At 50.3% G+C, this 12713-nt stretch carries 15 protein-coding genes; 11 read left to right on the top strand and 4 right to left on the bottom strand.

From position 1 onward, the window contains the following. The 4 genes from ACFVSO_RS26430 to ACFVSO_RS26415 all read left to right on the top strand — a co-directional run. Positions 1–702, top strand: a 702-nt coding sequence (locus ACFVSO_RS26430; RefSeq protein WP_483875074.1) for a BclA C-terminal domain-containing protein, incomplete at its 5' end; no start/stop codon positions are given. 97 nt (positions 703–799) lie between these two features. Beyond that, on the top strand, positions 800–1315 hold the full coding sequence (locus ACFVSO_RS26425; RefSeq protein WP_387479717.1) for a LytTR family DNA-binding domain-containing protein: 516 nt from the start codon (positions 800–802) through the stop codon (positions 1313–1315). Then, entirely contained in the window at positions 1305–1715 is a 411-nt protein-coding gene (locus ACFVSO_RS26420) for a DUF3021 domain-containing protein (protein WP_387479716.1), read from the top strand. Before ACFVSO_RS26425 ends, ACFVSO_RS26420 begins: the two co-directional genes overlap by 11 nt. 34 nt (positions 1716–1749) lie before the next feature. Further along, on the top strand, positions 1750–1884 hold the full coding sequence (locus ACFVSO_RS26415; RefSeq protein ID WP_387479715.1) for a hypothetical protein: 135 nt from the start codon (positions 1750–1752) through the stop codon (positions 1882–1884). A gap of 51 nt (positions 1885–1935) precedes the next feature. Here ACFVSO_RS26415 and ACFVSO_RS26410 read toward each other — a convergent pair whose 3' ends face one another. The 4 genes from ACFVSO_RS26410 to ACFVSO_RS26395 form a co-directional block, all read right to left on the bottom strand. Continuing rightward, positions 1936–2529: a YdeI/OmpD-associated family protein gene (locus ACFVSO_RS26410; RefSeq protein ID WP_387479714.1), complete on the bottom strand. Its 594-nt coding sequence runs from the start codon at positions 2527–2529 to the stop codon at positions 1936–1938. Positions 2530–2744: 215 nt separating this feature from the next. Then, a complete protein-coding gene (locus ACFVSO_RS26405; protein WP_387479713.1) occupies positions 2745–3260 on the bottom strand; it encodes a DinB family protein in 516 nt (171 codons plus the stop codon). Between the two features lie 81 nt (positions 3261–3341). Next, positions 3342–4259, bottom strand: coding sequence for a helix-turn-helix transcriptional regulator (locus ACFVSO_RS26400; protein WP_387479712.1), 918 nt, complete (start codon positions 4257–4259; stop codon positions 3342–3344). 74 nt (positions 4260–4333) lie between these two features. Then, positions 4334–5185 (bottom strand): helix-turn-helix domain-containing protein, encoded by an 852-nt coding sequence (locus ACFVSO_RS26395; RefSeq protein ID WP_387479711.1) that lies wholly within the window; start codon positions 5183–5185, stop codon positions 4334–4336. Positions 5186–5433: 248 nt separating this feature from the next. Here ACFVSO_RS26395 and ACFVSO_RS26390 point away from each other — a divergent pair, with 248 nt between their 5' ends. The 7 genes from ACFVSO_RS26390 (at position 5434) to ACFVSO_RS26360 (ending at position 12587) form a co-directional block, all read left to right on the top strand. Next, positions 5434–6813, top strand: a complete 1380-nt coding sequence (locus ACFVSO_RS26390; RefSeq protein WP_387479710.1) for an ABC transporter substrate-binding protein — start codon at positions 5434–5436, stop codon at positions 6811–6813. Positions 6814–6893: 80 nt separating this feature from the next. Then, a complete protein-coding gene (locus tag ACFVSO_RS26385; RefSeq protein ID WP_387479709.1) occupies positions 6894–7793 on the top strand; it encodes a carbohydrate ABC transporter permease in 900 nt (299 codons plus the stop codon). A 17-nt stretch (positions 7794–7810) separates the two neighbouring features. Further along, positions 7811–8668, top strand: a complete 858-nt coding sequence (locus ACFVSO_RS26380; RefSeq protein ID WP_387479726.1) for a carbohydrate ABC transporter permease — start codon at positions 7811–7813, stop codon at positions 8666–8668. A gap of 52 nt (positions 8669–8720) precedes the next feature. Continuing rightward, the gene (locus ACFVSO_RS26375) at positions 8721–9518 is read left to right on the top strand and encodes a histidinol-phosphatase (RefSeq protein ID WP_387479708.1); all 798 of its coding nucleotides are present in this window, start codon (positions 8721–8723) and stop codon (positions 9516–9518) included. Next, entirely contained in the window at positions 9515–10222 is a 708-nt protein-coding gene (locus ACFVSO_RS26370; protein ID WP_387479725.1) for an MgtC/SapB family protein, read from the top strand. The genes ACFVSO_RS26375 and ACFVSO_RS26370 overlap by 4 nt, the downstream gene beginning before the upstream one ends. Positions 10223–10465: 243 nt before the next feature. After that, complete coding sequence (locus tag ACFVSO_RS26365) at positions 10466–11386, top strand: ABC transporter ATP-binding protein (RefSeq protein WP_387479707.1); 921 nt, start codon at positions 10466–10468, stop codon at positions 11384–11386. Between the two features lie 55 nt (positions 11387–11441). After that, positions 11442–12587, top strand: a complete 1146-nt coding sequence (locus ACFVSO_RS26360) for an ABC transporter permease (RefSeq protein WP_387479706.1) — start codon at positions 11442–11444, stop codon at positions 12585–12587. The last annotated feature ends 126 nt before the right edge of the window (positions 12588–12713 follow it).

The raw sequence follows: 12713 nt of genomic DNA, 5'->3' as shown, positions 1-12713 counted from the left end.
GGTCCGGCAGGAGCGCAAGGTCCGAAAGGGGATACAGGAGCAACAGGTCCGGCAGGAGCGCAAGGACCGAAGGGCGATCCAGGAGCAGCGGGCCCAGCAGGAGCGCAAGGGCCGAAGGGTGATCCAGGAGCAGCGGGCCCAGCAGGAGCGCAAGGGCCGAAGGGTGATCCAGGAGCAGCGGGCCCAGCAGGAGCGCAAGGACAGAAGGGTGACACAGGAGAGCAAGGTCCAACCGGGACGACAGGTCCGATAGGTCCGGCAGGTCCACAAGGTGTACAGGGGGACCCAGGTCAGGACGGGGCAGGAATTACCTCGTATGCGTATGCTGATGCTTCATCAACAAGCATTGCTGTTATACTAGGCGGTACTTCCGTTCCATTCCCGAATAACAAAGTCCTGAATGGCGTGACGATAAGCGGCGACAACACAAGATTTACAGTTGGAGAGACAGGCACTTATTTTATTTCTTACAATGTTGAATTAACAACATCCTTATTGGTGAGCACTGGTATATACGTGAATGGTGTTGCTATTCCAGGAAGCAGAATTGAACCTTCAACGAGTAAAAGCTCATTTTCAAAAACAATGATTGTTCCGCTTTCTGCAGGCAGTATTGTTGACTTGAGGCTTTACGGACTGCTTGGCGTGGCTGTGCTTAACGGTAACGGCGGAGCCAGCATGACGATTATGAAAATAGCATAATTGCGATTCAAGTTGAGCTGTTCCATAGTAGCTGCTGTTGCTATGGATCAGCTCATTTTAGTTTTTTCCTTCGAGCGATACTCAAGATAGAGCCGAAATGATAGAATCTAGGATAGACATAACAGCTCGGCTGCGACAGGGGGGAACGGCGATTAAGGTTCAAATCGACATCAAGGATCAATATGATGAGACGATTGTAACGATACAAGCAAAAGATTGGACGGAAGAAATTGCGGAGCTGGTAAAGCGGATCAAGAGTCCGATGACCAAGAGGCTGGTCGGCGTACAGGATGAGCGTTCGGTTCTGCTGGAGCCAAGCGAGATTGACTATGTATATGCCGAGAACAGGAAGGTATTCGCCTCGATGAGCAGGCAGAGCATCGAGCTGAAGATGAAGCTCTATGAGATTGAGGAGTTGCTGATTCCTCATCAATTCTTGCGTTTCTCCAAATCGGTTATCGGCAATGTGGATCAGATCGCCAGATTCGAATTATCCTTCAACGGCAACCTATGCGTCCACTTCAAGACGGGCAGCAAAGAGTATGTGTCGCGTGCTTACGTGGCACAGCTTAAGCAGAAGCTCATATGGGGGGATAGCAAAGATGGCGAGTGAAATCTTCAAACGGATTATGCTGGGATTCGGTTGCTCGGCTATTATCATGTTGGCCATACTGACAGGCCTGATGATGAAGGATGCGGTCGTTCCTGCCAAAATTATATGGGAGAATCTGCTCGCAAGCATGGGGATAGGAGCCTACTTCGGGGTTGCCTCCTTTATATTTCAATATGATCGCTGGAGCCCGCTCAAGCAGTTGGTCATTCACTTTCTATTGTCAGTTGCTTTGTACTTCCCCATATCGATTGGAGTGGGCTGGATTCCGTTGAAACCTCTGGCTATCGTGCTTGGACTGATCATGTTTATCGTGACATACTCCATCTTTTGGTTAGGCTTCCGCTACTACTTCAAGAAGCAGGCTGAAGCGCTCAATGCATCCGTGCAAAAGGACAGATGATGCGGCTCCGGTACGGAGCAACAGGAGTTAAGCGATGATTATAGTCATAGTGCTTCTGCTGATCATATTGGGTGTGCTGCTGCATATTAATCACAAAATCCCTCCTCGGGATGACATGCGCGAAGCTATGAAGCATGACGCGGATAGAAAACAGTCCCACAACCAATAAGGTAAGCATCAACTCCATTGATGCTTGCCTTCTTCCCAGTCCTAAAGAAATTTACTCAATTCCATTGTCTTCTTCTTTATTATCTAGCAGGCGCCCATCATCATGCCATTGACCGTATATTTTGTTTTCCCGAGTGTTGGCAATTAACTTGTCTAACCTGCTTTCAAATAACGCCGGATCGTGCCTGACGCTTTGTATGGTGTCGATCCGGATTCTTTGGTACAGAGTCGGGAATGCCAAAAAGTTCTCGTACACTTGCAGCTCTTCTTTCAACCTTTCCTCAATAGCCCTATCTATTTGAAAAGAGTCCGGGCTCATATCAGGAAGCACCCTTCTTCCTTCATCCCTCATAAGTCCAAGCCGTTCCAGTCGTCGGACACGTTCCTTATTCAGCTCCGTCCATGAGCTTCTTTTGCTTCGGGGAGACAGCCTCTGCGCCAGCCCCATCTCTGCTATTTTCTTCTTGACTACATCGATCCATCCGAAGCACAAGGCTTCTTCGACGGCGTCCAAATAGAGCAATGTATCCTCGTTTGGCGTCATACTGACGATGACCCAACAACATGCTTCGGTCCGGGCATGTTCCTCCAACCAGGTTCTGAGCTCTGCTCTCGAAGCTACTGTAATGAGATTCTCCATTTCCATAATTGAACGTATGACTCCCTTCCAGGTATGTGGGGGTACATTATTCCTCTCCAAACCTTTGGGTTTAAGGTTGTAATAGGGAACTCCATCATATCAAAGCCGGCTGATCTTTTGTACCGATATAGCGGCTTAGCCGCCCCGCTAGCATAAGCATGAAAAAGCCGGCTTTTCTGCATTCAGAAAGACCGGCTTTTCTGCAAATAACGATGAATAACTTACGCTTGCCCTTGTCCTTGATACCAGTAGAGCGCATAGTCGGTCATGACGGATGGATGGCCGAGCTGGCGCAGCATGGACGAGACATTGCCCCTGTGATAAGTGGCGTGATTGACCACTTGCAGCACAATTTCCGATAAACGGGTGTTTCGCGTGCCGGCATACGGATTTTCGAGCAAAATGGTACGCTCCAGGTTGTCCTGCTCTTGGAGACGTGTTTTGAATTGTTCCGCAAGCTCGGCGAATAGTACCGTAAATTCATCTACAGAGCTGCGAAGAAGCTCTTGCTGTAGCGGAAGGCATGCTTCGAGAGCCTTGGACATACTGTCACCGTTCAGTACATGCAGCCAGCTTTTTTCAACGGTGTACATGTGGGAGAACACTTCTCCGATCGTAGGAAAGGCGCTGTTCACTTCCTCGCTCAGCACGGTGGAGGGCAGCTCCTTCATTCTTCCCAGGATCGTTCCGGTGGCCCATGCGTGATAGGTATACATTTCTAGTGGATGATTTGTCATTCGTGTCTCTCCTTTTAACTCGTGATGGATTGGTTGGTGAATCTGTTCCCATTATAAAAAAAGTAGTATGACAACAGGGTGTCATACTACTTCATAAAGTTTTAAAGTATTTTTCAGCTGTTCTTTTAAGATGCCTCGCAGTGCCGGAGGTTCGAAAACCTCGGCGCCGCTGCCGAAGCTCAGCAGAATGGACCAGAGCCAGCGCGCTTCAAGCGGCCTCACCACAGGAATACGCATCGTCATGCTTCCGTCGGCATGAAATTCCTTATCGACCTGATGGAATTGATCCATCGCCTCTGCCAATGCTGTTGGCCCCACCCGGATAACAACCTCCTCAATTCCATCCTTCGATGCTCCGTCCGTCGAGCCTTCGTCTTGCGGAACCTCGTGATGGGGCGGAAAGGAATCCTCTGTCCGAAGCAAATTCATCATGCGGGATAGCCGAAACTCGCGATAGTCCTGCCGTGTCCGGCAATATCCATAGATGTACCAGTTGCTATATTTGAAATGAAGCCTGATCGGTTCCATATCACGAGTGGTGCGTTCATTGTTGACATTGATGTAATCAAAACGGATGACATGGTACTCCGCAATGGCTGTACGCAGATGAGGAAGCGCGTCGGGATCTGTCCGGCGGGTTTCAAAGTCCACGGCTAGACTTGGAGTTTGATGCTCCGTCCCAATTGTTTGCAGTCGTTCAATCGTGCCTCGCACGCGCTCGTCTTCGAATACGGAAGAGAGGCTGCTAAGCACGGTGATCAGGGAAGCGACATCATAAGCACCAAGCAGGCTTTTATCCATTTTGAAGCCTTCCATGATGCCGAATCCGCCTTTATTCCCCAGATAAGATATAACCGGAAAGCCGGCGGCGCAGATGACGTCAATATCTCGATAGATGGTTCTTGAAGAAACCTGAAACTCCTCAGCCAGCAAGGAGGCGGATAAAACTTCATGGTTCAACAGCTTATAGATGATGGAGATCAATCGTTCCAATTTCACATGTATCCCCGCCTGTCATTCCATTTTGTGTGAGTTGCCCCAATTATATCACTTAGCGGCTCTGTTCTTTGGGTTCAAACAAGTTCGGGTTTATTGGCTTGACGATACTTAAGCGGCGACAGGCCGGTAATATCTTTGAAGATGCGCCCGAAATGTGTCATGCTCTCAAATCCGACCTTCTCCGAGATATCAGCTACCTTCAGCGTGCTTCCCGTTAATAGCTGGCGCGCTTCCTTGATCCGCACATTGTTGAGATACTCTGTGAACGTAAAGCCAGTGTTCTCCCGAAACATCTTGCAGAAGTAAGAGGAGCTGATATAGAACTGGTTGGAGATGCTCTGGATCGTGTGAGTTTCATGATAATGCTGATTCAAGTAGTCGACGATTTCAAAGATTTTGCGATTCATAGGGTGGCTTCCGTTATGCTCGGCTGCGGGGAGTGTGGAAGTCTTGCGGTGAATAAAAATAAGCAACTCGAACAGCAGTGTCTTCAAATAATAGTCGTAGCCAAGAGGCTGCTTGGTAAATTCGGCGATCATCTTGTCGAAGAGTTTTTCGATCATGCTCTGTTCTTGACCGTTCAGGGGCATGAAGTTTTTGCCGCTGGAGAAGCTGGACAGCACATGAAAACTGTCATTGTAAGGAAACATATCCTCTAGAAATTCCTCTTGAAACAGGAGCGTAATGCGCTCGAATGATTCCTTGCTTGAATTGACGAGCTTATGAATCTCGTTCATGTTGATGATCAGCAAGGCGCCTCCGACCACCTGATAGCTTTTATCTTCGATGAAATAGCTGATATCGCCAGATACTAAATAAAAAATTTCATAGCCGTTGTGATAATGGCGGGACGGCATACTCGTATTTTCTTTTCGCTCGCGGCTAATATCGAATTGGGAAGCAGCATAGAAGTTTGTCTCAGACATGGCATTACCACCTTCATGCATAATAGCCAAACATTAATTCAAGAGAAGATATGTTGAAAAATAACGAAGTAGATAAGATGTGTGCAGATAATTCATACTATCACATGCTATATTGTTAGACAATAAGCCATAACAACAGCGGGTGATGCTAGCGGAGAGAGGTTCATGGATTGGATGGTTGAAAACTCAAGTTCGTTTGTTTGACATTTTGTGAAAAATGGGTTCAAAAAAACAAATCGGAGGGTGTCATGAAAAATCCAATAAAAAAACGCATGTTTCTGATGAGTGTACTTCTTTTGTTTGCCGTGTCCGCGGTATTGTCCGCTTGCGGCGATGCGGCCGGCTCGAACAAGGGCGGCAACAGCGGGGAGAAGAATAAGGATGGGGAGAAGGTCGAGATCGTATGGGTCATGGCTGCGGACCCGGATAAAAAGGATTGGCAGGACGCGGTTATTGCCAGCTTCGAGGATAGCCATCCGAACGTGAAAGTACGGCTTGAGAACATTCCGTACGATCAATTCGATCAGAAGCTGACCACCTTGATCTCCAGCGGCAAAGCGCCGGATGTGTGGAATCCGAATCAGGCGGACAGCGGATTTGCGACATACATGAAGATGGGCGCACTGAAGGATTTGACGCCATATATCGAGAATGGCGCTCCAGAGCTGAAGACGATGGACCCGAATTTGCTCAATATCTACAAAATCGATGGCAAAAACTACGGCATTCCGCTCGTAAGCAATGCCACCTATCTCTACTATAACAAGGACTTATTCGATGCAGCTGGCCTTCCTTACCCGACTACGGACTGGGATGATCAATCCTGGAATTTGGATGCTATGCTGGAGACAGCCCAGAAGCTGTCCCATGACGTAGGCGACGCGCGCAAGCAAGTATTTGGCTTCTCCAGTGCGCTGAGCGCGAATGCCATGACATGGATGTTCGGTGGAGACTTGTTCAAACCGGAAGCGTATACAACCGGTGTGATGGGCGAGCCGGACTTGATGAAGCCGATTAATATCGAGGCTTTGCAGTTCAACGTGGATTTGATTAACAAATACAAGGTGGCTCCGGACGCAGAGACGGTAGCGGCATCCTCACAGCTGGGCGACCCGTTCCTGACGGGCAAGGTCGGAATGTACATTACCGGCGGCTGGGGACTGGGCTCCTACAAGCAAGCAGAATTCAATTGGGGCGTAGCGGCGGTTCCTTATCATGAAGGACGCAAGGTCACGCTGTATGTCGACCCATGGAGCATCTCGGCAACGAGCAAGCATCCTGACGAGGCTTGGGAATTTGTCCGTCACCTGGCAGACCCTGCCGAGGGCGGCGGCGCCTACCGTTATATGAACGATGTGGGCAGAACGCCGGCAGACTCCAGTCTGTTCAGACTGTGGTATGACAAGATGGGTGCAGAGATCGGCATGGATCCAGAGGCGTTCAAGCAAGTTCACGAAGGCTCGATCAAGTACGGACGCGAGGCGGAAAACCATCTGATCGTCCAATTCAATACGATTCTCGAGACGATGAATCAATCGCTCTATCAGGTATGGGGCGGCAAGAGAAGCGTGACCGACGGATTGAGTGTATTGAATGATAACCTCCTGTCGTTGAAATTGGACCACTAGCAGCCAGAGCTTTAATTACATTACTGCCGGACGGGCGCCATGCTTGAAGCGGTGCCTGTCCGGACCATCGGAGGTATCCCATGAGAAAGCTTTCGCTGGCCATGAAGCGCGAGGAGAGATCGTTCTGGTTCTTTATAGCCCCTTGGTTTATCGGGTTTATATGCTTCACCGGGGGACCGATTCTCGCCTCGCTGCTGCTCAGCTTCACCGAATATAATGTCATTTCATCCCCGAAGTTTACGGGGACAAGCAACTACAGCCTTCTGTTCAGTGACCGGCTGTTTTACAAATCACTGTCCGTAACGCTGTATTATAGCGTGATGGCCGTGCCCTTTACGGTGATCACTTCCTTGATTATCGCAACACTGCTGAACAATAAAATCAAGGGGCAGTCACTGCTCCGCACCCTGTATTATGCGCCAAGCATCATATCCGGGGTAGCTGTATCCTTCCTGTGGTCATGGCTGCTTAATCCGCAGTTCGGCGTGGTCAATTCTGTCCTGTATGATTGGTTCGGCATTCAGGGACCGGGTTGGTTCACGAGCCCGGATACGGTTGTGCCTTCGATGGTGCTGATGCAGTTGACGGCATCGGGCAGCACGATGGTTATCTTTCTTGCTGCATTGCAGTCGCTGCCGAAGGATCTGTACGAGGCGGCATCCTTGGAGGGAGCAAGCCCTTTTGCGAAGTTCCGCAAAATTACGGTTCCGCTTATTTCGCCCGTTATCTTGTTCAATACCATTATCAGCATGATCGGTTCACTGCAGATCTTTACGGAAGCCTACGTGATTACTAAGGGAGGTCCGGACTGGAACTCCTATTTCTACGTGTATTATTTGTTCGACACGGCGTTCAAGCAATTCCGGATGGGCTATGCCTCCGCTCAGGCTTGGATTCTGTTCCTGCTCATATTCGCGCTCACGCTCGTATCGCTGTGGGGCTCCAAAAAATTCGTTCATTATGAATACGACTCAAAGTAAAGGAGGCGCCTCTATTGATGAAGTCTTCAAAATCACTCCGTCACGGCGACCTGCGTCCATTGGAGAAAATCATCCTCTATGTCCTTCTTTACGGCGGCGTGCTATTGTTCGCTTTTCCGCTCTTCTGGATGCTGTCCACGTCCCTTAAGACGATTGGAGAGATCCACCGTGTGCCGATGACATGGATACCGGCCGTTCTACAGTGGAGCAACTACAAGCAAATTTTCATCGATGCGCCGCTAGCCCGCTTTCTCTGGAACTCCGTGTGGTATTCGGCTGTCACGGTAGGTGCGGTGGTCTTCTCCTCCTCCATGGCGGCATTCGCGTTCGCGCGCTTGCGGGCGAGGGGCAGCTTGATCTTGTTCGGGCTGGTGCTAAGCACGATGATGATCCCGTCCCAGGTGACCTTGATTCCGCAATATTTGCTGTTCACCAAGATAGGCTGGACGGGTACGTATTTGCCGCTCGTTATTCCGGCCTTTACCGCCAGCTCCTTTACGATCTTCCTGATGCGCCAATTCTATCTCGGTATTACCAAAGAGCTGGATGAGGCGGTCAAGATCGACGGGGGAAGTCATTTCACTATGTATTTCCGCATCATCATTCCGCTGTCTATGCCGGCTTTTGCAACTGCGGCTATTCTGGAGCTCATATCCAGATGGAATGACCTGTTCGGGCCGCTTATTTATTTGAACGATATGACCAAATATCCGATTTCACTTGGTCTGGCCAACTTTACGGCCGCATATGGAGCTACGCCATGGCATCTATTGATGGCAGCTTCGCTGGTAGCCATATTGCCGTTATTGCTGTTGTTCTTTTTTGCCCAAAAGTATTTCATACAAGGTATTGTCATATCCGGCTCCAAAGGCTAACTTGATTGGATTCATCTTTTAACTTTTATCACGTAATTATCGGAGGTAACCCATGAAGTTTGATTTTCATACCCATCACGATCGCTGCGGACACGCAGTAGGTTCGGTTAGAGATTATATTGAAGCGGCAATCGGACAAGGGTTGGACATGATCGGTATTTCGGACCATACGCCATTCTTTGCATCTACGGAGGATCGTCCTTCCTTAACCGGAAGCATGGCGAAAAGCCAGTTTCCTGGCTATATCAAAGAAGTGCTGGAGCTAAAGGAAGAATACGAGGGGAAAATCGAGGTGCTGCTTGGTATAGAAGCCGATTTCCTGCCGCAGCATCTGGACTTATATCGTTCCGTTCTGGCAACGTATCCTTTTGATTATGTCATTGGTTCCGTTCATGAGTTTGCTGGAATCGGCATCTATGATTCAGAGTTTTGGGAAGGCTTGACCGCAGCACGCAAGCTGGAAGTGAAAAATGTATTCTATGACTATATCGCTCAGTCTGCGAAATGCGGGTTATACGATATTTTGGGTCATGTCGATTCCTTGAATCGTTACTTCTACGGTTATCCGGAGCTGCGCACGGAGGCTGCCGACATCACGCTGAAGGCTATCGCCGATAGCGATGTCGTCATTGAAATCAATTCCTCAGACGATAATTGGGTGCCGGATGGATACTTCCTGGAGCGCGCGTTTCATTATGGGGTCAAGGTGACGTTCGGTTCCGATGCGCATGAGCCTGAGCGCGTGGGCGAGCATTTTGCCGCCATTGGCCAGCACTTGTACGATATCGGCTATCGGGAATGGGCTACATTCCGCAAGCGCGAGCGATTCATGGTTCCCATCGTTCGATGAGCGTGACGGGTAATCCTTGGGCCATCGATTATGTTGTGATTCTGATGCGGCTGTCGCTGGCCGTATTGCTCGGCGGTCTTATTGGCTTCGAGCGGGAGCAGCATAACCACGCGGCCGGACTTCGTACGCATATCCTGGTGTGCCTTGGTTCTGCTATGGTCATGCTGCTATCCATTTACGGCTTTGCCGAATTTGTCGGAGAGCCTAACGTGCGGATTGATCCCGCCCGGCTGGCGACGGCCGTCATTACCGGCGTCGGTTTCCTCGGTGCAGGCACCATCCTGTTCACGGGCAAGGCGATTACAGGACTGACGACGGCAGCTTCCTTATGGGTAGTAGCAGCGATCGGCCTGCAGATCGGCGCGGGGTTCTATGTCGGGGCGGTAGCTGGAACGGTGCTCGTGTTCATTACGTTATGGGTGTTCAACAAGATGGAGCATCGGTTTCTGAAAAGCAAGAAGGTCAGGAAGCTGACGATCCAGGCGGAAGCGGAGGAGCAACTGCTGGACATCGTTTCGGAAAAGCTGGCCAGCCGGTCGATTGTGACACAGAAGCTGACCATCAGGCGGATACAGCCGTCGCTGGATGCGCCGCAATGTCTGGAAGTGCAGCTTGATCTTGTGGTACCGCGATCGATAGAGCCGAAGGAAATGGTGGACGTGATAAAGGGGATCGGCGGCATCGTCGCCGTCAGCGTCGAATAGGACAAGATAGAGATATTAGGCAGGAGAATTATATAGGGCTGTCCCGATCGTCATTCCAGTTGACGAGGGGACAGCTTTTTTGCGTTTTGCAGTCAGCTACATGTTCTTTTGGGAAATGACAGTCATTGATTTATGCATTTGATACACGGTTAGCTGCAGGTCATCCCGATTTCGTAGCGGGAAGGGGCAGAAGCTTGCATAATACAGGTATGACAACGGCGATTACGGAAAGGGAGAATATAGATGACTGATGTATTGAGTGTCAGACAAGTGACGAAGAGATATGGAGGCAATCAAGCGCTTAAGGGAGTCGATTTGAGCGTCAAGGCAGGCAGCTGCTTCGGGTTGCTTGGGCCTAATGGCGCCGGCAAGTCTACGATGATGAAGCTGCTGACCGGTATCATCGACGCCGATCAAGGAGCGATCGAGTTGTTCGGGCTGGATATCCGTAAGGATATGCCTTCTATCCATCGCTTGATCGGTTATGTGCCGCAGGATATTACCCTCTATGAGAAGCTTAGCGGAAAGCAGAATTTGACCTTTTTCGGGCAGATGCATGGCATAAGGGGCTCAGAGCTGAAGAAGCGAATTGCGCATGTGCTGGAAGCAGTCGGTCTGACGGACCGTGCGGGCGATGAAGTGTCCTCCTATTCGGGCGGCATGAAACGGCGCATTAATATTGCAGCCGCGCTGCTGCATGAGCCTAAGCTGGTTATTATGGATGAGCCGACAGTCGGTATCGATCCCCAGTCGCGGAATCATATCTTCGAGATGATCAGAAAGCTGCAAAGAGAAGGCGTAACCGTCTTATACTCCACGCACTACATGGAAGAAGTCGAAGCCTTATGCGATGAAGTCGCGATTATTGATCATGGCCGGATCGTATCCCAGGGCGGATTAAGGGAGCTGTTGGAGCTTCATGCGGTAAAGGCTGTGTATGCGGAAGCGGCAGGCGTCTCTGATCCGCCCGCTCTGAAGGGTGTAAGCAAGGTGACGCCTGAGGGCAATGGATGGGTACTGGAATGCGACAACCCGCTTGCGGTATTGTCCGCGGTGTCTGCCAAATGGGCAGGCGAAGGGGTAGCGGTGAAGGCGCTGGAGCTGATGCAGCCTACGCTGGACAGCGTATTCCTGAAGCTGACGGGAACGACGCTTCGAGACTAGCCTGCTGATCAGCAAGCTCAATCCTATGGATAACGATATGGAAGGATGAAACGATATGATTAGAACGATTATACGCAAGGAAATTTTACTGACGCTTAAGGATAAAGGAGCTTTCTTCTGGTTGTTCGCGCTCCCGATTTTGTTTATTGTCATTTTCTCCTCGATCTTCGGAAGCGCGGGAAGCACGACATACAAGATTCCGTATTATGACGCGGACGGTTCGGCGGCATCTGGACAGTTTCTGGACAGACTGGGTGAGATCAAAGGTTTTGCGCTGGAAGCCTATGAAGGAGACTCGCTGGATGAGGGGATCAAAGAAATCAGAGACGGCTCCCGCAGCTATCTGCTTATTGTCCCTAAGGGCTATGGGCAGATGGTCGATGCCGGACAGCCTGCTGAGATCGAGCTGTACCGGGATGCGGTGGCTGATGAAGCGGTCGCGCCAGTCTTGGCGCTGCTGGATAGCGTATCTGCAAGCTACCATGACTACAAGCTGCGCAGCATACTTGCAGGCATGGGACAGAATGAGGAAGCGATCGATGCGATGATGCTGCCTGCCATCTCGATCAAAGAGGTGAAGGAGAACGCAACGAAAACGAATGCCGTGACGCAGATCGTTCCGGGCTATACCGTCATGTTCGTATTCTTCATTATGATCAATATGATTCAAAACCTGCTGAAGGATCGCCGTTCGGGTATGCTCTCCCGGCTGCAGGGCACGCCGATGAAGCCTATCCACTATCTCATCGGCATGTGGGTGCCGAACGTCCTTGTCGTATTGATTCAGTCGACGGTGCTTCTCACCTTTGGACGGCTTGTTTATGGCTTGCAGCTTGGCAATCCGCTGGCTATCGCCTTGATTGTGCTGGGCCTCGCTGTATGCGCTACTGGAATCGGCCTCATGCTGGCTCTGCTTGTCAGCAGTGAGAATATGGGGATTGCGATGGTTCAAGTTATCGCCATGGGCGGCGCCATTGTAGGCGGCCTGTGGTTCCCGTACGAGTTTCTCCCGAAGGTCGTTCAGACGATCGGTCTGTTCACACCGCAATATTGGGCGCAGAAGGGCATGCAGGACGTCATGATCCGCGGCATGGATATTGGCGGTATCGGACTGACGCTGCTCATCCTGTTCGCTTTCGGACTTGCGGGGCTTGGCGTAGCGCTGCTCCGATTCAAGAAGTTTGCGCTTAAAACAACGTAGTTTAGAGAGATGGATAATCATCTTTCAGAAAGAGCTGCCACGGCAGATCGGAAACGATCCTAGTGGCAGCTTTTTTATGGTGCATGGTTACCATTATTTCCATCTGCTATCCACTATCGAACCTTT

The organism is Paenibacillus sp. NPDC057967 (genome assembly GCF_042887015.1).
Classification (GTDB): domain Bacteria; phylum Bacillota; class Bacilli; order Paenibacillales; family Paenibacillaceae; genus Pristimantibacillus.
This window is presented reverse-complemented; position numbering and strand designations above follow the sequence as displayed.